The organism is Kribbella qitaiheensis, assembly GCF_042657745.1.
Taxonomy (GTDB): domain Bacteria; phylum Actinomycetota; class Actinomycetes; order Propionibacteriales; family Kribbellaceae; genus Kribbella; species Kribbella qitaiheensis.
Map to the genome: position 1 here is coordinate 15,527 of NZ_JBHSKE010000017.1, position 19,872 is coordinate 35,398.

23 protein-coding genes and 1 pseudogene are annotated in these 19,872 nt (G+C 65.7%); 21 read left to right on the top strand and 3 right to left on the bottom strand.

The annotated features are described in order from the left end of the window. Positions 1 to 555 precede the first annotated feature (555 nt). From ACFPJ1_RS15595 to ACFPJ1_RS15610, 4 genes are all read left to right on the top strand, one after another. Positions 556 to 885 (top strand): nucleoside triphosphate pyrophosphohydrolase family protein, encoded by a 330-nt coding sequence (locus ACFPJ1_RS15595; protein ID WP_380104379.1) that lies wholly within the window; start codon positions 556 to 558, stop codon positions 883 to 885. Positions 886 to 1,717: 832 nt separating this feature from the next. Further along, positions 1,718 to 2,425, top strand: a complete 708-nt coding sequence (locus tag ACFPJ1_RS15600; protein ID WP_380104381.1) for a VOC family protein — start codon at positions 1,718 to 1,720, stop codon at positions 2,423 to 2,425. Between the two features lie 445 nt (positions 2,426 to 2,870). Then, positions 2,871 to 3,470 carry an SMI1/KNR4 family protein gene (locus tag ACFPJ1_RS15605; RefSeq protein WP_380104383.1) on the top strand — a complete coding sequence of 200 codons (600 nt, stop codon included), beginning with the start codon at positions 2,871 to 2,873 and terminating at the stop codon, positions 3,468 to 3,470. Between the two features lie 213 nt (positions 3,471 to 3,683). Then, complete coding sequence (locus tag ACFPJ1_RS15610) at positions 3,684 to 3,971, top strand: hypothetical protein (protein ID WP_380104385.1); 288 nt, start codon at positions 3,684 to 3,686, stop codon at positions 3,969 to 3,971. 480 nt (positions 3,972 to 4,451) lie between these two features. On the opposite strand, the gene ACFPJ1_RS15615 is transcribed toward ACFPJ1_RS15610, so the two are convergent. Beyond that, positions 4,452 to 4,853: a hypothetical protein gene (locus ACFPJ1_RS15615; protein WP_380104386.1), complete on the bottom strand. Its 402-nt coding sequence runs from the start codon at positions 4,851 to 4,853 to the stop codon at positions 4,452 to 4,454. Positions 4,854 to 5,826: 973 nt separating this feature from the next. On the opposite strand from ACFPJ1_RS15615, the gene ACFPJ1_RS15620 reads away from it, so the two are divergent. After that, entirely contained in the window at positions 5,827 to 6,405 is a 579-nt protein-coding gene (locus ACFPJ1_RS15620; RefSeq protein WP_380104388.1) for a hypothetical protein, read from the top strand. 201 nt (positions 6,406 to 6,606) lie between these two features. Then, positions 6,607 to 7,413, top strand: coding sequence for a hypothetical protein (locus tag ACFPJ1_RS15625; RefSeq protein ID WP_380104389.1), 807 nt, complete (start codon positions 6,607 to 6,609; stop codon positions 7,411 to 7,413). Between the two features lie 124 nt (positions 7,414 to 7,537). On the opposite strand, the gene ACFPJ1_RS15630 is transcribed toward ACFPJ1_RS15625, so the two are convergent. After that, positions 7,538 to 7,906 carry a hypothetical protein gene (locus tag ACFPJ1_RS15630; RefSeq protein WP_380104391.1) on the bottom strand — a complete coding sequence of 123 codons (369 nt, stop codon included), beginning with the start codon at positions 7,904 to 7,906 and terminating at the stop codon, positions 7,538 to 7,540. Between the two features lie 17 nt (positions 7,907 to 7,923). On the opposite strand from ACFPJ1_RS15630, the gene ACFPJ1_RS15635 reads away from it, so the two are divergent. The 15 genes from ACFPJ1_RS15635 to ACFPJ1_RS15705 all read left to right on the top strand — a co-directional run bounded on the left by ACFPJ1_RS15635 (position 7,924) and on the right by ACFPJ1_RS15705 (position 19,260). Beyond that, positions 7,924 to 8,304 (top strand): hypothetical protein, encoded by a 381-nt coding sequence (locus ACFPJ1_RS15635; RefSeq protein WP_380104392.1) that lies wholly within the window; start codon positions 7,924 to 7,926, stop codon positions 8,302 to 8,304. Positions 8,305 to 8,709: 405 nt separating this feature from the next. Further along, the gene (locus tag ACFPJ1_RS15640) at positions 8,710 to 9,114 is read left to right on the top strand and encodes an NUDIX domain-containing protein (RefSeq protein WP_380104394.1); all 405 of its coding nucleotides are present in this window, start codon (positions 8,710 to 8,712) and stop codon (positions 9,112 to 9,114) included. A 392-nt stretch (positions 9,115 to 9,506) separates the two neighbouring features. After that, positions 9,507 to 9,833, top strand: coding sequence for an ArsR/SmtB family transcription factor (locus tag ACFPJ1_RS15645; RefSeq protein ID WP_380104395.1), 327 nt, complete (start codon positions 9,507 to 9,509; stop codon positions 9,831 to 9,833). Beyond that, positions 9,830 to 10,405 (top strand): SRPBCC domain-containing protein, encoded by a 576-nt coding sequence (locus ACFPJ1_RS15650; RefSeq protein WP_380104396.1) that lies wholly within the window; start codon positions 9,830 to 9,832, stop codon positions 10,403 to 10,405. Before ACFPJ1_RS15645 ends, ACFPJ1_RS15650 begins: the two co-directional genes overlap by 4 nt. 523 nt (positions 10,406 to 10,928) lie before the next feature. Continuing rightward, entirely contained in the window at positions 10,929 to 11,378 is a 450-nt protein-coding gene (locus tag ACFPJ1_RS15655) for a group II truncated hemoglobin (RefSeq protein ID WP_380104398.1), read from the top strand. Positions 11,379 to 11,794: 416 nt separating this feature from the next. Further along, positions 11,795 to 12,112 (top strand): ArsR/SmtB family transcription factor, encoded by a 318-nt coding sequence (locus tag ACFPJ1_RS15660; RefSeq protein ID WP_380104400.1) that lies wholly within the window; start codon positions 11,795 to 11,797, stop codon positions 12,110 to 12,112. Then, entirely contained in the window at positions 12,109 to 12,633 is a 525-nt protein-coding gene (locus tag ACFPJ1_RS15665) for an SRPBCC family protein (protein WP_380104402.1), read from the top strand. The genes ACFPJ1_RS15660 and ACFPJ1_RS15665 overlap by 4 nt, the downstream gene beginning before the upstream one ends. After that, positions 12,633 to 13,025, top strand: coding sequence for a VOC family protein (locus ACFPJ1_RS15670; protein ID WP_380104404.1), 393 nt, complete (start codon positions 12,633 to 12,635; stop codon positions 13,023 to 13,025). Before ACFPJ1_RS15665 ends, ACFPJ1_RS15670 begins: the two co-directional genes overlap by 1 nt. Before the next feature lie 205 nt (positions 13,026 to 13,230). Beyond that, positions 13,231 to 13,719 (top strand): GNAT family N-acetyltransferase, encoded by a 489-nt coding sequence (locus ACFPJ1_RS15675; protein WP_380104406.1) that lies wholly within the window; start codon positions 13,231 to 13,233, stop codon positions 13,717 to 13,719. Between the two features lie 113 nt (positions 13,720 to 13,832). Next, a complete protein-coding gene (locus ACFPJ1_RS15680; RefSeq protein ID WP_380104408.1) occupies positions 13,833 to 14,261 on the top strand; it encodes an NUDIX domain-containing protein in 429 nt (142 codons plus the stop codon). Between the two features lie 752 nt (positions 14,262 to 15,013). Further along, positions 15,014 to 15,379 carry a hypothetical protein gene (locus ACFPJ1_RS15685; RefSeq protein WP_380104410.1) on the top strand — a complete coding sequence of 122 codons (366 nt, stop codon included), beginning with the start codon at positions 15,014 to 15,016 and terminating at the stop codon, positions 15,377 to 15,379. A 24-nt stretch (positions 15,380 to 15,403) separates the two neighbouring features. Beyond that, positions 15,404 to 15,862, top strand: a complete 459-nt coding sequence (locus tag ACFPJ1_RS15690; protein WP_380104411.1) for a MarR family winged helix-turn-helix transcriptional regulator — start codon at positions 15,404 to 15,406, stop codon at positions 15,860 to 15,862. After that, the gene (locus ACFPJ1_RS15695) at positions 15,859 to 17,265 is read left to right on the top strand and encodes an MFS transporter (protein ID WP_380104413.1); all 1,407 of its coding nucleotides are present in this window, start codon (positions 15,859 to 15,861) and stop codon (positions 17,263 to 17,265) included. The genes ACFPJ1_RS15690 and ACFPJ1_RS15695 overlap by 4 nt, the downstream gene beginning before the upstream one ends. A gap of 33 nt (positions 17,266 to 17,298) precedes the next feature. Further along, positions 17,299 to 17,592, top strand: a complete 294-nt coding sequence (locus ACFPJ1_RS15700) for a DUF1330 domain-containing protein (RefSeq protein WP_380104415.1) — start codon at positions 17,299 to 17,301, stop codon at positions 17,590 to 17,592. A gap of 411 nt (positions 17,593 to 18,003) precedes the next feature. Continuing rightward, entirely contained in the window at positions 18,004 to 19,260 is a 1,257-nt protein-coding gene (locus tag ACFPJ1_RS15705; RefSeq protein ID WP_465261073.1) for an integrase core domain-containing protein, read from the top strand. A 199-nt stretch (positions 19,261 to 19,459) separates the two neighbouring features. Here ACFPJ1_RS15705 and ACFPJ1_RS15710 read toward each other — a convergent pair. Then, positions 19,460 to 19,872, bottom strand: a pseudogene (locus ACFPJ1_RS15710) (hypothetical protein); the annotation flags it as partial.

Consider the following 19,872-nt stretch of genomic DNA (forward strand, 5'->3'; position numbering starts at 1 on the left):
CATAACGATGGACCTCTACGGCCACCTGATCGATCAAAACCTGTGGGATACCGCCCGGGAGACGGGGAAACCACGGGGCCACGGGATGAGCTTGAGGCGGGAATTACAAAACCCCCGGGCGAGGAAACTGGGCGCTGACCTGGGGGTTGGGTGGAGCCGCCTGTCGGAATCGAACCGACGACCTTCTCATTACGAGTCGTCCGAGCCGAGTACACCGCCGTCTCTACGCTCCTTGCTCCGCAGGGAGGACACCACCGGTCGATGATCTGATCAGTACAGGCCCGTCTAGACCGATCGAGGGCTCCTGTTAGCAAGGTTGTTGGCAAGGTTGTTAGCAAGCGACCTACCACCGAGCCCCCTCAATACGAGTCCGTTGCCCTGAGCACCAACCACCCAACGACCCCCGACCCTGAGCAGTGATCGTGCTCAGTGGTCGGGGGTCGTCGACGGCTGTTCAGGGCCCTTCGGGGGCATCTCGGGGGCACCGATCCCTTGAGATTCAAGGTTGCTGATCGGCCGTCGGCGGTCCTCGTTCGCTCGACCTATAGTTACGCCATGGATATGAACGATTATCAACAGGCAGCCCTTCGCACAGCTGCACCAAAGGAGAAATATAACGAGCTGTTCCACCTTCTGCTCGGGCTTGTAGGTGAAACAGGTGAGATCGCCGAAAAAGCCAAGAAGATCGTGCGCGACAAAGATAGCGACTTTTCTCAGTGGGACATCGAGGATCTTAAGAAAGAACTCGGTGACACGCTGTGGTATGTCGCTGTTATTGCGGACTACTTTGGTGTCCCGCTTGAGGATGTTGCTCAACTCAACATTGCGAAGCTTGCTGACAGGCAGAAACGAGCGATGCTCGGCGGTAGCGGCGACAATCGTTAGGTTGAACAGCGCTGTCCTCCGTCGGGTGATGCGCGACACTCGTCAGCCAAGCGATCTGCGACTGTCGAAAGCACGGATCGCGGCAAATCCGGACGTTCAGACTGGGCGCCAGTCGTGGCCGGCGTGGCGGCGTGGATTCCACACCGTTCTCATCGAGCGCATGTGCAACCCGGTGGACCGGGTGCCGAGCCACAGTCCGTTGGTGAGCCAGACGCTATTGGTGTCGTTCGGGTGATCCACGTTCCGCGTTGTGAGCAGAAACGACGTGGCCGCGACTTCCTCGAGAGGCAGGCCAATGACCGATGCGAGTGCGGGCAGTGGCTGAGAACGCCACGTGAGCGGCCATTCGACCCACGCCTTGGGCGTCACCGCTACGTCGATCGTGTCCCAGGTGATCGACAGGTCGTCCCCGACGGCAATCTCGAGTTCCGGTCGCGGGGCTATCGGGCGGCGATCTCCCAGACACCACGAAGGACGGGTGGACATGCCGGCGCGTGCTTGCCGGAGCAAGCCTGGTCGGTCCCGAGGGCACCGAGATCGCGATCGCTGACGACGGAGAATTCCGAGCGTGTGGGTTCTCTCCTGAAGGGCGCGTCTTCGTCTTCGCGACGTCGCCAAGCCTGTATCTCGCCGCTCGATCAGCGCCTTATCCGCGCTGATCTCGGCAGGGTCCGCACCATCACTATCTGCGGCAGATCCGGTTGTTCGTTCGCGTCGACCGTTGGGTCGGCTCAGCAGCCAGCGAGAACGTATCGGACATCTACGTGGCCGGGCAGGATAGGTGAAGCGATGAGCTCGGGCGCTGCGGCTGAATCCGCTAGGGTTCCCGTGTATGGACATGCTTAAGGGCGAACAGATCGTCGAGGCCAACCTGACCGACTGGCGGAAGCTCGCCCAGGGACTGCACGCCCGGTACGTGGTCGACGACTTCGGCGCCGGCGCACGGTTCGTCGCCGCGGTGGGCGAGGCGGGCGACGCGCTCGGCCACCACCCGCGCGTGTCGATCGGCAATGGGTACGTCGACCTCAAGCTGGTCACCGACGACGCCATCTACCGCGACGACGAGGGCACCGAACACGTCGTCGAATGGGTGACCCAGCAGGACGTCGACCTCGCGCGACGGATCACCGAGATCGCCGCCGACCACCAGTTCGACGCCGACCCAGCGTCGGTCAGCGACATCGAGCTCGGCCTCGACACGGCGCACTCTGCGACCATCGCCCCGGTGTGGGCCGTCCTACTGACCGGGAGCGCTGAGGCCCAGGGCCGCGGAACCCCCAGCGACGAAATCCGAGACGCCACGGCACGGGTACCGAATCTGTGGTTCGGGGACGCCGACGAGCACGAGACCCCGCGTCAGCGGTTCCACATCGAGGTCTATGTGGCGCCCGAAGTGGCCGAGCAACGGATCGCCGCCGCCGTCGCCGCGGGTGGGACCGTCGTCGATGACAGCAACGCGCCCTCGCTCACCGTGATCGCCGACCAGGACGGCAACAAGGGAATCGTCTGCGTCGACGTGTCCGCTGCGAAGAAAAAATGAAACGCCGACTCGGTTGACCCGCCGGTCGCGGCCCAAGTCGACTACCTCGCACAAGCTGACACTCGGAGGTGACCGACTCGCGCACATCGGCATGACTACGCGGATCGCGGCATGTGCGAGCATTCCGTTTCATGCCGGCGCCTGGAGTTCGCGAGCTGATCGGGCGGTACCGCGAAGCGCCGATGGTGATGGACTCGCGCAAGACCTTCTAGAGGACTGCTGAGCTCGGCATTGCAGCATGGGGGACTATCCGCCGCCGGGTCACCGACGGACCGGAGGGACGCGTTCCTGAAAACGATTCGCGGCCTCCAGGTCTTTCCCCGGCTCGCTGCGACGGCATACTCATCGCCATGGAGTCTTGGGATGTACTCGACGCTGCGACGGAGGTCCACATAGCGCAGCGCAGGGTGACTCCGCGGCTGGACCTGTTGGGGAGCCGGTAGGGGTGCGCGGCCATGGCACCCAATCCGGGTTTGACGCCCTTCAGCAGGTCCTCAATTCCCACGCTGTTCCCTTCCGGACTGAGCGCATCCCGGCGGTCTCGGTGGCTGATGTTGTTTCTGAACTGAACCTGCCGGCGGTCTTGGAACTCCTGTACACACAAGGTGGGCCCGTGCCGAGCAGCTCCGTTCCGTGGGTCGTCGAGGAACTGTTCTTGTTCTCGATCAGGGAACTGGACACTGCCCAGGATGGCTACCGGTGGACGGGCCCACAGAGACGGAGGTTGCCGACGTGGCCGTCGAACTGGGTCGTGATCGCGGCCATCGTCGGTGACCCGTTCATCGCGGACGTGGATGGGCCGGCGGTCCCTATCTACTTTGCCCCGCATGGTGCTGGCGCATGGAGGGCGGATCGGGTCGCTCCAACAGTGACGACCTTCCTCGAGGCACTGACCCGGTTCGAATCGGTCCTCCTGGGCGACTTCGACCGCGACGTGTGGGACGAGGACGGATTGCGTCCCGACTTCCTTCGAACGGTCAAGGGCGCCTTGACCGAGCTACTGCCTCCGGCTGGCATGGCCAGTTTCGTGAGAACGCTGACCTGAACCGTAGGACAGAGACCCTCCGGCGGCGTCCATCGACCCCCTTGCGGACCTTGGCCGGTGCCGCCGCACTCAGGGTGAAGGCTTGGGATCGAGAACCGATCGCACACGATGCGCCCGCAGTTGGCCTGCCCGGTGCCAAGCAACACGACAGCGGCAGATCCGAACGTTCTGCGCCCCTACCCGGTTGGCCCGGTCATGACGAGAATGCGTTCCGTGGCCGTTCTGCTGCAACTGTCGGTGACCTCCGCTACCCGCGATCAGTTCGACGAACTCGACGCCCGGGTGGGCCAGGCCATGTCGACGGCAGGTGGGCCGCCGCCTGGACTCATGTCGCACGTGGTCTACCCCGAAGGCGATGGGCTCGCCGTCGCCGAAGTCTGGCGTACGGAATCTGAGGGGCTGTCCTACGTGGACGACGTTCTACGTCAGCTGCTGGCCGAGCTGCATCTGACGGGGAGCGAGACCACGGTGCGGCCTGTCTGGTCCTTCGCCCGTCCGTGACGGGTGAGGCTTGCCCGTGAGTGAAGCGGTCGCACATCGACGTGAGCGCGTGGATTGCGCATGTGCGGACGTTCTGCGCGTGCCCACTGCGGGGATCCTTGCCGACATGACGCCTGAGGGAGATGTGCTTGCCTGGCTGGTCGAAGGTGCATCCGTCACCCACGGAGCTTTCGGTACTGGGATTGTCGGCCACATGGGCGACTACGAGGGCGTGCCGACAGTCTGGATCGACTTCGACTATGGCGAACGCAAGGCGCTATCGCTGGAGCACGGCCTTCCACATCTCCGGCCTCGGAAGCGATGGACACCAAGCACACCACCTCGCCCGGAGTTGCGGTGCGAAATTTGCGGCGCACGACCACTGGTGCTGAACACACACGGCCAGAAGCTATGCGAGAGTCACAAGTCGCTATTTCGCCCATGAGACCAGCACACGCTCATCGGCTGCCCGCGGGTCGCGGCATGTCCGGGCATCGGCCGTCAAAGGCCAGACCAAGAACCCAGATCATCGGCGTCGGCGCCACGCGCGAACGCGTCGATGATGCCTGCGGCGCGAGCTGATGTTGAGATGAAGTCACCGGTAAACGACACAACGTCGTCCTGGATCGGAAAGTCGCGCGACTTGTCCCTGGGAACGACGTCTTCACCGTCCAGGAGGAAACATGCCTCTGCATCGACGAAGCGATGAACTACCGCCAGTTCGTCACTGATCGAGAGCGTGAGGGTCGGATACGCCGTCCCCACCTTCCAGACTTCGGAGTAGCTCCAGCGTTGCTTCACGAACTGCCTTACCCGGTTGCCGTATGCCTCGGCGTCCGAGCGCGTCGGCGAAGGGACCGGCCGACCTGACCGGGGAATCGCAATTGTCCACTCGACATCCATACAGGCTCCTGCTAGCGGCATCTTGGCGCTTCTTGGACATGCAGCCCAACGCCCTGATCTCGGCATGAGCGCGATTCACTACCAGGTGCAGAAGCGGTTGTCCGTCTCAGCGCCGACCAATAACTCCGTTCTGCAGGCGACACTAGCGCCTCGGGCAGCGCATATACGTTGTTGACGAAGTGAAGCTGGATGTCGAGGTCGGGGCGCACATCCTGCCGCTCCAGCCCCAGACGCGTGTGCCCCTGCGTCGCACCCAAGCCATGGCTCGTTTCACCCACTTCTCGTACTCCGTGGATATGGCAGCCATCGCATCGGCTTGTGACCCGATGCTGCTCGTTGACAGAAGCCCTCCTGACGCAGCCCCTGGCTGCCAGAGGAGGACCGGAGAGGCATTCGAGTCGACGAGCCCTTCGCTCGAGTCCCGGCGCAGGCGATCCCAGTTCATCCGATTGAAGATGCCCGACTTGGTGCTCTCCTCCATGGCTCGATCCCCGGGGCGAATCGCAACTGGTGGCCCCAGCGCCTGGTGGACCGCCATCACCTGTTGGATGGCAAGCGCCTCGGACCGCGACAGCACGTCGAGGGGCGACCGAACAATCGGCCACGGGTGCAGCGTGACGGCGGTCGGCTCGCCCAAGTAGTCGAGGAGCGCGCCCTGGTCACCCCCAGTCGCGAAATAGTGCACGGCAGCCACCACGGGCGAGAGTGTGCCATCCCAGGGCTCGCGCGCAACACGACGGCTCGTCGGCACTTCAGCCCCGACCCGTTTACCGGATCTCGGCATGAGCGCGCGGATCGCGGTTGCTCCGGGCGATCGTAGCCGCCCTCAACGCGGCAGTTGCGGATGTTATCCAGGGCGTCGTCTACCCGCATCCGCGCGGCTCGCGGCAATGGTGTTCCGTCGCGGTCCATGCGGCACGGCGGGTGGCCGCTGCGGCGTGCTCAGGCAGAATGAGCGCGTGGTGGTCGAAGGATGACTGTTCTTGATCGTGAGTTGGAGCAGATCGCGGCGTTGATCAATGATCTGCGCCGGCAGTCTCAGGCTGCGGTGTTCTGGGCAGCCTCGTCAGCGCACCTGGAGTCCGTGGGCCGGTGGACCGAGCAACACGGCGCGATGTGCACAGTGCTGCAACGGGCCCAGGAGGCTGCTTACTCGTTCTGCATGGGGTGTTTGCCTGTTGACCGAGCCAGTGCATTGCTCGACGAACTTGGTCGATCGCTCCCGGAGAATGTCGTTGCGCAGAGTTCTTGGATCTGCGCTGACGCTGCGCTTCGAACGGTCGTGGATGCGACGTTCGAGCCAGGCATGTCAATCGAGTATGCGCTAGAGCCGGTCTTGGGTCGTACATCCGAGGAGCTGTTCGGATTTTGGCAGGTCGGCAGGGGCGATGTCGAGGACGAAGAAGTAGCCGAGATCATGGCTCAGCCGGAGGTTGTAAGCGCCATCGAGTTCTGCCGGTGGGCCGTTCGGAGGCTTGCTGTGGCTGGTGCGCCGAGTGCTGCCGTGCTTGAGGGCCTTAGGGCTAGGGCGGCGATCCTGACCGACAGATGATCGAGGTCACGAGTGAGCAGCGAGTCGCACACCTCAAGTCGAGCCGACGGTCGCTCCATTGGCCGCCGCGAACCAATAGCCGTCGCCCGCACATCGGCATGACAGCGTGGGCTCGTGGCAGTGTGCGCTGGACTACCTTCCGCATAGCATCGCGCGTTGCGCTCGGCGTTCGACTGGGCAGCGAAGGCAGGTGGATGACGGGTGAGGTTCAACTACGACGTGCTCAGCGTCGATGTAGACGGCGTCATCGATCGGCCGGCTGTCCACGTCGCGTACGTTGCCGGCGGACATGACGGTGTCAACCTCCGCGTCGCGCGGAACGCTAGGTTGCCCGATCTCGAATTCCTTCGCGACCTTCCAGGTTTGCGCTACGTCGAGGTCACCGGACCTGTTGCCGACGACACCGCGGCCTTGCTGATACCTGGAGTCCGCGAGGTGTGCCTTCTGACGCGGTGCAAGAAGGGGCTGCCGGACCTGTCCGGTTCGACGGTCTCGAAGATTGGCCTGGACAGCCGACCGGGCCTGGAGCGGGTGGCCGCGGTCGGCTTGGATGAGTTCCACGTGTGGGGCTGGCGTGGCACGGACTTCACGTTCCTCGGCGATCAACCGGGCCTTCGACGACTAAAGGTGGAGGCAACCCGCCAGCTCGTGTCGCTCGAGGGTCTGCAGCACTGTCCACGGCTGGAGTACGTCGAACTGCTCGCCCTGCGGGCGACAGGCCTGGCGCCGCTGGCTGACGCGAGCAGGCTTCAGCACCTGTGGATCATCGGCGATCAGCGCATCACCGGCGAGGTCACGTTGGATCTGGCCGACCTGGCCGACCTCCCCGAACTCAGACAGATCCGCATCACCTTCGGCGGCGCGATCGCTTCGCTCGCTCCGCTGACCGGTCCCATCGGCCGTCGCCTGAAAGACTTCCGCATACGTGGCACCAAGGTCAGCGACGGCGACCTCTCGCCGCTGCAATCAATGCACCCAGCAGCAGACGTCCTTGGCCCGGACGACTGACACCCAGAACGCTCTGCCAAGCACCTACCGGTGGCGCGGGATCGACAGCACCTGCGCACACATCGGCATGACCGCGCTGATCGCGGCAGATCGAGCCGGCCTCATCGCTACCTGCGTCACCGACTCATCTTCGCTGCGGCGCTCCCCGCTCCCACCAGTCCGTCGGTGCCCGCTCGGCAACTACCTGCGCGGTGAACACGACGTCGGAGAGGTTGCAGAACTTCCACAGTTCGTTCGCGGCACGGCTGTACTGGAAGATGACCTGATCGGTGGCGAACGCGTCCAGATCGCCGGCGCGAAAGCGATCCAGCGCTTCCCCTACATGCCCGACAAGCTCACCCAAACGCGCCTCGTGATACGCCGCAACCACCTCGCGTGCGGCCCGTCGCTCCGACTTGGTCGACATGAAGGCAAGGCTACTGACCTCAGGCGGCATGAGCGGCCACGCTGCGCCGCCCTGCGTGCGGCAGATCCGTGCGCTCTCGACATCCACCGTGGCACCGTGTGCCTGTGTCCTTCGATGTCTTCTTCCAGCGGTTCAAACACGGTGACGCGGAGCCCGGCGGCGGTGAACTAATGCGGCAGGTGCTCGATCCTTTCGTCGTGGGCGAGGAGCCCGAGCATTCCTTCCTGCTCGTGGAGTATGGCGACGGCTCGGCAGTCGTCTACCTCCACGGCGACGGCATGATGGCCAACCACATCACCGGGCAGAAGCCGTGGCAGCTCCTCGTTGAAGGAGCGCGGGCGGCTCGCTGGGTGATCATGCCCGTCGACTGTCCGACGTGCCTCACCGACGAAGCTCAACGCATCCACTTGCCAGAGGGCCTCAATCAGGCCGTGGCATTGGTCGCTACCGGAGACGAGTTACTCCGGGTGATCCGATCGTGCTAACCGGTCGGCCAACTCAAGTGATCTGACATCAGCACGGTCGCGTTTCACTCTTCGCGGCAATTGCGGTCGTTGGCTGGCCGGGCACGATGATGAGAGGCTCCAGAGGCAGCACCGCTGTCGCCGTGCCCTGTTCGCGGTTTTCGGCGGCTCGTTCGACCGCGACAACGTCACATTGCGGTGGTGGCGGCGGCAACGATGCAAGCGGCGATGAGCCCCACGATCAGGCCTGTCGCCCTACGACGGCGCAGCGGTCCATCATCGGTGTGGTGCAGGTCGAAGGCCATCGTCCGCCATGTGCGCAGGATAGTCGCAGGCCTTCCCCAGCGCGCCAGCTCATCGGCACGCTGTCGCGGTTCGCGGCAGGTGCGGATGTCCCCTGTCGGATCGTCGTGCTCTAATCCCTCAATGCATCAGGTCGTAGTCGGAGCACTGGTCCGTGAAGGTCAGGTCCTACTCGTGCATCGGAGTCCAGACCGCCGCGCATACCCGAACGTGTGGGACCTACCCGGTGGACACGTTGAGACTGGCGAGTCAGAACTGACCGCGCTGGTGAGGGAGCTGCACGAGGAACTCGGCGTCGAGATAGCCCCAGGCTCAGTGTCTCTTCTGTGCCGACTAGAGGCAGGCCGCGGAGGAGAGCCAGTACTCCTGAGCGCATGGCTTGTTGGGGACTGGAAAGGAACGCCGACGAGCATCGCTCGCGACGAACATGACCAGATCCAGTGGTTCAGGCTTGAGGAGCTCCCTCCTCTCGCTCACGAACTCATAGGCCCGGCCCTCGTAACCGCAACCCAGATCCACCGTTCCTGAGCTACAGCGGACCGACGCTAGCAGTGGCGACACCTGTCCCGGACAGCCCATGCGACGCTCAGATCACCTCGCAGCCGAGCGGAGCGCCAAGAGGACTCGCACGCGCAGCAGCTTCGAATTGCGTGCATGACGGCTTGGGACGTTGACGGTCAAGGGTCCCCAACTCGGCGAGGCGACGTCCTTGACTCGGCGCGATCGATCGCCTTCACATCCCTCATCATCGATTAGCGCTCCTCGGCATGAGCGGCGTGTGCGTGCGTTGGTTCGTGCCCATCTGCCGGGCGCGTCATGGGGTGGTTGCAGGCGTGCGGTGGGAGAGGTTCAGCGCTCGAAGCGAACCTGAACGCTTACGTACCTTGACGGTTACGTAACCACTGCGATACGTTGATCGAGTGGAAGCAGTATTGCGGGCACTGGCGGACGAGAGCCGGCGCACGGTGCTAGAGGCGTTGGCCAACGGGGAAGCGACCGCGGGTGAACTGGCGGCCCTACTTCCGATTGCCCGCCCGGGCGTGTCCCGGCACCTGCGGGTGCTGCGTGAGGCGGGTCTGGTCGAGGTTCGCCAGCAGGCGCAGCGGCGCATCTACAGCCTCCGCCCGCAGCCTCTCGCCGAGGTCGATGAATGGCTGGGTCGATACCGGGCCTTGTGGGAGCAGCGGCTGGACGCCCTGCACACCGAGGTCGCCCGAGGAAAGCACGAACGGAGGAGCACCAGATGACCAAGAGCACGCAGGAGCACCGGATGACCGACAACGCAGGTCGCCGTACCCGCGTCCTGGGCACGCTACGATCAGCCGATGGCACGGGCGTCGTACGCATCGAGGACCGCTACGACACCGATATCGACGACCTGTGGTCCGCCCTCACCGATCCGCGCCGTCTAGCCCGCTGGTACGGCGAGGTCGAGGGTGACCTCCGCCGCGACGGGCGGTTCAACGTGTACCTCGAAGCCGCTGGCTTGCACGGGGTCGGGCGGGTCGAGGTGTGCGAACCCCCGCGGCGCCTGCAGGTGGTGACCAGGGAAACCGACGAGTCCTGGCGGCAAGGTGGTGGCGTGCCGCCCTTCGACCAGACCCTCGAGGCAACGCTGACCGCCGACGGAGGCCAGACCATCCTGGTCATCGAGACCCACGGCATGCCCTTGGACAAGATTGCCTTCTACGGGGCCGGGTGGCAGATCCACGCCGAAAATCTGGCCACCTACCTCGCCGGGCGCGAGCCCAGCGACACCGAGGCGCGGTGGGACGAGCTCGTCCCTCCCTATCAGGAGCTGGCAACAACCATCGGCTAGCACCGCCGCAGCGTCCGGGAGCGACGCAAGGGCCGTTCTGCATCTTTGTGGGCGATGTGACGCAGCGAGCCGCTGTCGATCGTCCTGCTCTCGACTGGCGTCCGGTGCGCACGGACATCGGCCATGAGCGGAATGCGGCTACTAGTTGACTTCTTGAACGGCGGCGGCCGGGCCAGGCTGTTGTCGAGGTGCTCGGCGCGACGCTCTCATGACAGCGGCTGCCCGCCTTGAGGGTGTGGCTCTCATCTGGCATGCGGTCTCGCCGGGCGCCGTGGTGAGACGTGGCCCGAGAGGGGATTGCCCGGCTCGAAGTAGCTGTGCCCGTCCTCGCCGTTTGCCGAGCTCGAGCGAGTTGAGCGCATTGTCGGCGTCATGTGCGTGCGTTGGGGCCCGTCGTTGGATTTGCCCGAAGATGGTCTGGCCTTGTGCTCGGCGCACCGGGCCGGTGCCGCAGGTGAATCGCCGAAGCGGAAGACCCTGGAATGGTCCAGTCTGTGGCCCCGCGCACTGGCATTCTGCAGATATGCAGAGCGTGTATGAGGCCGCAGGCGGGAGCGAGGGCCTGCTCCGCCTGGCCGGGGCGTGGCACTCCAGGGTGATGGCCGACGAGATAGTCAGCCACGCGTTCAGCCACGGATTCCATCCGCAGCACAACGAGCGACTGGCCGCGTACTGGGCCGAGGCCCTCGGAGGCCCCACCACCTACTCCGATACCTATGGAGACGAAACCTCGGTCGTGCGGATCCACAGCGGCAACGGCCCGCACGAGGAGATGGACCGCCGCGCGATCGCGTGTTTCGACCAGGCGATGCAGGACGTCGGGCTGGAAGCGGGCGAGCCGCTCCGACAGGTATTGCACGACTACTTCGCCTGGGCCACCACAACGACCATGTCGCGCTACCACGAGTCTGCTGACGATGTCCCCGAGGGTCTGAGCATTCCACGATGGTCATGGGATGGATTGCAGTGCTGAACCCAGCACACTCCGCACCCGGCCGCCCTGAAACTCAGTTCCCCCGGGAGGCAGACCCAGCCAATCCCTCCCGGCACAAGAGGACGCGTCGCACCATCAGCGGCATGTGAGTGCGTTGTGCCCACCCTGGCGCGGCTCGAACGGGCTGCCTCCCCCTCCATGCTGCAGGACGGGCGGTCGGGGTGAACCGACCCGCCTAGGGCAGGGCCACAACCGAGGGTAGGCGTCTGAGCCGCGCTCCGCATGCGCTTTCGGTTGCCCGGACAGCGGCTATGAGCGGACGCCCTGCCGCGCGTCCGCGTTCTATCGGTTGAGGACACCGGAGAATGCCTGGGCGGCTCCCACCGTCGGACCCCGCACATCGGTCAGTCGTATGTAACCTTGCGGATACGTACCCGATCCGTTACGTTAGGGCTATGGATGCGGTGCTGCACGCGTTGGCGGACCAGAGCCGGCGAACGCTTCTGGAGATCCTGCGCGATCATCCGGCGAGCGCGGGAGAGCTGGCCGATGCGATCCCGATCGCCCGTCCGGGCGTGTCCCGGCATCTGCGGGTGCTGCGTGAGGCCGGACTGATCGAGGTACGCCGGGAGGCGCAGCGCCGGATCTACCGCCTCCGTCCGGAGGCGCTCATCGAGGTGGACGAGTGGCTCGCGGAGTACCGCGTGCTCTGGCAGAGCCGGCTCGACGCCCTTCATACAGAGATCGCTCGAGGGAAGAAGGCGCGAACGTGAACATCATCGGGACGATGCGGGCGCTTGACGAGACCCGCGGCGCGGTGCGTGTCGAGGACATCTACGACACGGACATCGACGACCTGTGGGAGGCATGTACGACACCGGAGCGGCTCGCGCGCTGGATCGCTGAAGTCTCCGGCGACCTGCGGGTGGGCGGCACGATCCATGCTGTCCTCACCAGCACCTGGACCGGTCCGGGCCGGGTCGAGGTGTGCGACGCACCGCATCATCTGCTCCTCACGATGGAGCCGGGCACGGACGATGAGTCTCAGATGGAGGCATGGCTGACCGAGGAGGGATCGCAGACCAGGCTGGTGGTCGAGGAGCGTGGACTGCCGGTGGACAAGTTGTACTTGCACGGGGCCGGGTGGCAGGCGCATCTGGAGGATCTGGGGCGGTCGCTGGCAGAGGACACCGGGGCCCACCCCGAGCGCTGGACGGAGCAGACTCCGGCACCGGCGTGGCGCCGGCGCTGGGACGAGTTGTCCCCTGCTTACGAAGCGATGGAGATCGAGTGATGTCCGACGAGATCAGACTCAGCGTGACCACGGTGAACGCGCCCGATGCGCTCGCCCTTGCGATTTTCTACGCCGAGCTCACCGGCGGCGTCACGAAGGGGAGCGAGCACTGGGCGACCGTCTCGGGGCCGAACGGCTTCATCGCATTCCAGCAGGTCGACGATTTCTGCCCACCGGTGTGGCCCGGTGCCGACGTACCCATGCAGATGCACCTCGACTTCTTCGTCGACGACCTCGAAGCAACCGGAGCCCGCGCAGTCGCTGCTGGCGCCACCCGGCTCGACTTCCAGCCGAACTCCGACCACTGCTTGGTGTACGCCGACCCGGCCGGCCATCCCTTCTGCCTGTCCACCTGGGACGGGCCGCACTTGGACGACGAGCCCGACGAGTAGGCGGAGATGGCTCGCCAGACGGTGATCGGCATGAGCGCGCACCGGACAGCGGCAGATCAGGACGTTTGCGGGAACCATGTTGTCGGTGGTCGGTGAAATAGTCGGGCCGTCGAGGTGGTGGGTGCCTGGCGGTGGTCGGTCTCGGGTGCCCGCCCGCGGTGGTCGACGCAAATGACCGAGGCCTACCGCGAAGGAGTGACTGGACATGACCGGGGTCCACGACGTGCCACCCGCGGTGCGTCTCAGGAGTGTCGAAGACCGGGACCTCGACGTGTTCTTTGACTACCAGGCGGATCCGCAGGCGGTCGAGATGGCGGCGTTTCCGGCTCGCGACAAGGATCAGTTCGCGGCGCACTGGGCGAAAATCCGCGCCGACGACACCTTGGTTGTGCGCACCATCGTTGCCGATGGCATGGTGGCGGGAAACATCGGCTGCTGGCAGGAGAATGGGCAGCGTCTGCTCGGCTACTGGGTCGGACGCGAGTTCTGGGGCCGCGGCGTCGCGACGCAGGCGCTCGCCCGGTTCGTGGACGAGGTGTCGATCCGGCCGCTGTACGCCCATGTCGCGGTGCACAACGTCGGCTCGATCCGCGTTCTGGAGAAGTGTGGCTTTCGGCGCGATCGCCTACAGGAAGCGAAGGCGCCAGCATCCGACGACGGCATCGAGGAGTTCATCTTCGTGCTGAACGCGTAGGTCTGCGCAGTACGGCGGCCGGCGAGCCTCGGTCGACGCCAACGCGCTGTCATCGGCATGACCGCGCTCCATTCTCGGCGGCATGAGAGTGCGTTCGCGTCTAGTGTGTCGCCATGGTCGCCCAGATTCCGATCTCAGTCGCTGTGCTTGTGCGCGACGGTCTTGTGCTCCTGGTGCATCGCCATCCATCGCGTCGGTGGTATCCCGACTGCTGGAGCTTCTCCGCCGGCGGGCATGTCGAGTCAGGCGAGTTGCCTCACCAGGCCGTCAGTCGGGAATGCCTCGAAGAACTCGGTGTCCACGTCCACGACCCCCTGCCCATTCCTATGACGGTCAGCGACCCCACCCTCGACGTGCACGCGTTCCTCGTCACGCGCTGGGACGGGGAACCTGTCAACGCCGCACCCGAGGAGCACGACGATCTTCGCTGGTTCCGGCCCAGCGATCTCGCAGAGTTGAAGATGGCCCACCCGGAGAGCCTGTCGAGCCTCCTGCGCGCCGTCAAGGTCGCAACCGGTCAGCCGCTACGAACCGTCCGCTGATCGGCAGATCCGTGCGTTGCTCCGACACGTGGACGGCAGACTCTTCTAGCCTGTCGCGCATCAGTTGGCGGACATCTGTCGCGGATCTGGTGGCGGATCACAACCACCGACACTCGACTCGCTCATCTGGCCGCGGGCGGTACTACCAGACCCTGGCTTGACGCGGCTCAAGCTGTCGAGGAAAGTGGCCTCTGACCCGGGGGTTTGGGTGGAGCCGCCTGTCGGAATCGAACCGACGACCTTCTCATTACGAGAAGGAACGTCGGCGTCGCATCTGCTCTCTACCAGCGATTTTGGCAACACGGTTGCCCGCAGCGGGCGCTAGATTCCCCAGGAATATCCGGCGTTTTGTGCCACGAGTGATGCCACACGGCGGACGGCAAGTCGGTACATCGCCCTTCGTACCTGACTGATCCACCGCCGCACGGATCCAGCTCGGCCACGAGCTGCAAATCCCTGGATCGGCGGCTTGGCCCGTGGTTACCGTGCCGGGATGAACGATGCCCACAGCAACCGTCAGACGTCGGGCGCGGGGACTAATGGGCTACCCGTCCGCCACACCCCGCCTGTTCCAGTAGCTCGCCCGCCACTTGCACAGGCCGTCCAGCCTGCTGGCCGTCCGATGCCGACGACCCAGCGACCACCTTCGATCTCTCCTCCCCAGAATCCTCAACTGCCGCGGTTGATCCGGGAAGTGAAGTCGTCAGCGTGGGTCGAGTTGGCGTTTGCTCTGCCATGGTTGTGGTGGTCAGTTGACTGCACTAACGACCGTTCCGGCTTGGTCGGCGGGCAGTGGGTTCGTGATGATCTGCGGCGTGGTTGCTGGGGAGTTTCGTTCGTACGGTGAGCTGCTGGAGGGTCGGGTAGCGCTGCCGCGGGTTGGCGCTGTGGCCGCCGGCGAACTGTCGTCGCTTCCGTGGCTCGTGGTTGACGCGGCGGGTCGGGAGGTCGATCCGGCGAGTCGGTACCTGCGGGATCTCGCGCTGTGGGATGCGAGCCCGGCGACGGGGCGCAGCTATGCGCAAGATCTGTTGCGTTGGTTCCGGCTGTTGTGGCTGGTCGACGTCGGTTGGGAGCAGGCGACGCCCGCGCCAGTCGACCATTTCCATAAACGATGAATATAAAAATGCTATGCTTCGAGCATGAGTCGTCAAGACACCGCTCCTGGCGCGTCCGCCGCCATCGGGGCAGCCCTCTACGGCCTGGCCACCAGGGCCACGAGACGCCTGCCCCGGGACATGAGCCTGACGTCCGCCGCCACCCTGGCCACCCTGGACCGGACCGGCCCGCGGCGCATTACCGATCTGGCCGCGGTCGAGGGCGTCACCCAGCCCGCGATGACCGCCCTGGTCCGGGTGATGGAGGAGTCCGGCCTGGTCGAGCGGTGGGGCGACGCGTCCGACAAGCGGGTCACGCTGGTGTGCCTGACCGAGGCCGGCGCCTCCTATGTCCGGACGCGGCGCCAGGCGGGCGTCCACGCGTTCGAGCGGTTGATCGGCGAGCTCACCGGCGACGAGGTCGAGGCGCTGGTGGCAGCCCTTCCGGCGCTGAAGCATCTGGCAGAGCTCGAAAGCCAGGACCGCGAAGGGCCGAAGCAGTGACCCGGAGCGCTGCACCGGAGCAGTCCGAGCTGCGGCTGCTGGTCCCCTCCCTGATGTTCATCGCCCTGGTCGTGGCGGCAGTCGCCAGCCTCGGGGCGCCGCTCATCACCAGCGTGGCGACCACGTTCCACGTCTCGCTCGGCAGCGCGCAGTGGACGCTGACCATCGCGTTGCTGAGCGGCGCCGTCGCCACGCCTGTCCTCGGCCGGCTCGGAGCAGGCCCCCACCGGCGAGCCACGATTCTCGTCACGCTGGCGGTCGTCGTCGCTGGCAGTGCGCTCACCGTGCTGCCGCTGCCGTTCGCGTGGCTGCTCGTCGGCAGGGCTGCCCAAGGTGTGGGGCTCGGTCTGACGGCGCTGATGATGGGCGTGGCCCGCGACCATCTCCCCGAGAAGCGCAGCGCGGCCACCATCGCCCTGATCTCGGTGGTCTCGATCATCGGGGTCGGCGTCGGTTACCCCCTCGCCGGGCTGCTCGCCGAGTTCGGCGGGGTGCGCGCCGCCTACGGCTTCGGTCTGTTCGTCACCGCCGTCGCCTTCCTGACCGCGTGGCGCTCCATGCCCGAAGCCCCCGAAGGCCGCTCCGCCCACGTGGACGTGGCAGGCGCGGTCGTCCTGGCCGCTGCGCTGCTCCTGGTGCTGTTCCTCGCCGGCGAACGGAATCTGTGGAGCCGGCACCTCGCCGTGGCGGCGGGCCTCGTCGTCGTCGCGGTGGTGCTGCTCTGCGTCTGGGCCGTCATCGAGCTGCGCAGCACGACGCCTCTGGTCGATGTGCGGGCGGTGCGGCACCCTGCGGTCGCCGGGGCGAACCTCGCCATGTTCGTCGGCGGGATCGGCATGTACCTCCTGCTCACGCTCATCACCCGGTACGCGCAGACGCCGCACGGTGCCGGCTACGGCTTCGGGCTGACGACCTTCGTCGCCGGGCTGGTCCTCGTCCCGTTCTCGGTGCTGGGGTTCGTCGCCGGCAAGCTCACGCCGCGGGTCCGGACGCGGATCGCCGACCCCCTGCTCCTGGCCGGCAGCGCCGTCGTGGTCGGCGGCGGGTTCGCCCTGTTCGCGGCGGCCCGGTCGGACCTGGCCGAACTGTTCGCGGCGATGGGCGTGCTCGGCTTAGGTGTCGGCGGTTTCTCGGCCGCGATGCCCGGCGTCATCCTGGCCGTCACCCCCAAGAGCGAGACGTCGAGCGCGATGAGTTTCAACTACGTCGTCCGTAGCGTCGGGTACTCCCTGGGCAGCGCCATAGGCGGCCTGATCCTCGCCGCGGGCACCGGCCCCGGCCACCTCTTCCCCGACGACAGCGCCTACACCACCGCGGCGCTGGTCGGCATCGGCGCTATGGCGATCACGACGCTGACAAGCCTCGCTCTCGCCCGCCGACGCTCGTCCGAGACCAACCTGTAAGTCAGATGCACTCATCCCAACACTGGAGGTTCCATGCCCAAGGGCTACTGGGTCAGCGTCTACCGCACCATTTCAGACCCTGAGAAGTTGGCTGCTTACAACAAGCTGGCCGCGCCGGCCGTGAAGGCCGGGGGCGGTCGGGTCCTCGTCCGTGGCGGTCGGGTCGTGGCGCATGACGCCGGAATCGCCGAGCGCACCGTCCTGATCGAGTTCGACAGCTTCGAGCAGGCCGTCGCGGCGCGCGAGAGTGCGGCCTACCAGGACGCGCTGGTCGCCCTCTCCGACGGCGTCGAGCGCGACTTCCGCATCGTCGAAGGCATCGACTGACCGAGGTCCAGTCGGATCTTCACTGAAGGACTCTGTCGGGAATCTTGAGGACGGGCAGTTAACGATCGTGACGTTGCGGGAACATGATGCCCATGTTCCCGGGGAGCCCCCCATCACTGCACCGCTCACCTAGGCGCAACAGCTCGTTTTGCCTTAGTGCAGAGAAGGAGCTGGCTCTCGATTCAGTTTCTCGGGGTGCCGAACCGCGCCCTGTACTGGGTGGGTCTCGCGGTCTGGGTCCTGTCCGCTGTTGTGGTCATCGCTCACCCGCGCGTAGAGGCGGTCGCACGTTAAAGCGTCCCACCATGACCACATGTCATGTCGCAAGACATCGGTGACAGTTCTGCGTCAGGACATCGGTGACACTCCAAGGGTCGTTGGTGGTGACACTTCCGCCCCGAGGCTCGGGCGGTGGCTGCCAATGAACCCATCGATCCTCGTGTCCGTCTCGCGATCGCGCAGTGGCCAGATGACGCTCCACGTGGCGCGGTCTCGACGTTCTGTGCCGAGCACGGCATCTCCCGCAAGTCGTTCTACGAGCTGCGCAGACGTGCTCAGGTCGAGGGGCCGGCCGAGGTGCTCGAGCCCCGGACCCGGCGTCCGAGGTCGAGCCCCTCGAGGCTGACCAACGAGGTCAAGGAGCAGGCGGTGCAGGTGCGGGCGGCGTTGGAGGCGTCCGGGCTGGACCACGGGCCGATCAGCGTGCACGACAAGATGCACGCGATGGGGCTGGCCCCGGTGCCATCGATCGCGTCGCTGGCCCGGATCTTCCGCCAGGCTGGTGTGGCTCGTCTTGAGCCGAAGAAGAAGCCACGCTCGGCGTGGCGCCGGTTCGTGTATCCCGCCCCGAACGCGTGCTGGCAACTCGACGCCACCGAGTACGTGCTGACCGGCGGGCGCAAGTGCGTGATCTTCCAGCTCATCGATGACCACTCCCGCTACGCGGTTGCCTCCCACGTCGCTTCGAGCGAGAACTCCCAGGCCGCGATCGCCGTGTTCGACAAGGCAGTGGCCGCGCACGGGGTGCCCCAGCGGCTGCTGTCCGACAACGGGCTCGCACTCAACCCCTCACGGCGCGGATTCACAGGCCAGCTCGTCGAGCACGTCTCGAGCCTGGGCACCGAGGCGATCACCGGCAAGCCCTACAAGCCGACCACCCAGGGCAAGAACGAACGCTTCCACCAGACCCTGTTCCGCTACCTGGACAAACAGCCGCTCGCCGACACACTGGCCGAACTACAGGCCCAGGTCGATGCGTTCGACCGCATCTACAACACCGAACGCCCCCACCAGGGCCTACCGGGCCGCGTCACACCCCAAGTGGCTTGGCAGGCCACCGAGAAAGCCGAGGCTCCTCGCCCCAAGCCCGAGCAGCCCTTGTCCGTCCAGCAGGTCGCCAAACGCCTACGCCCTGCACCGGTACCAACCGATCTGCCCGCCGGCACCCGCGTGAAGAAGCTGACAAGCGCCGGCTCCTTCTGGCTGGCAGGGGTCCACTACATGGTCGGCGGACCATACGGCTTCCAGCAGGTCCTGGTCATCACCGACGGCGACAAGATCACCGTCGCCGACCTCGAAGGCGAGATCCTCATCGAGCACACCAGACCCGCACCCGGAGTGACCTACGTCGGCAACGGCCGGCCCCGCGGCCTACGGCAAGACCACTGAAACGTCACCGATGTCCTGACACATCGAGTGTCACCGATGTCCTGACGCAGAACCGTCACCGAAGTCCTGAGACCTCACACCCACCATGACCACATCATGACATTAATCGAACCTATGTTCTGGTCCGCTCCCCCGACGAGGCGCTGGCCCGACACAGGACTAGCCTCAAAGCCGGTTAGTTAGGTGGTTTGGTGCGTTGTTAAGGCGGTGGGTTGTGGATGTCGATGCTGATGGTGGCTTGGTAGGTGGTGCGGTTGATGTTGGGTCCTTTGGCGGGGTATCTGGACATGGCTCGTTTGACGGCGCGGGGGCCGAGGCGGGTTCGGCGGGTGGGGAGGAGGTTGGCCAGGACGAGTCGGCCGATCTGGCCGACGAGGTCGATGACGGTGTCGGCGATGACGCCGGTGGCTTGGATGAGTTGGTCGCGGGCGGCGTTGAGGGCGGTGGTGAAGCTGGCTCGGTCGGGGTCGGTGCCGGGGCGGGTGTCGGTGGCATCGGTCATGGCTTGGCGCAGGAGCTGGTAGGTGACCAGCAGGGCGTAGATCTCTTGGGTGATGCCGGTCGGGGTGCGGGCGCGCAGGACGTGTCCGCCGAGGATGGTGGATTTGATTT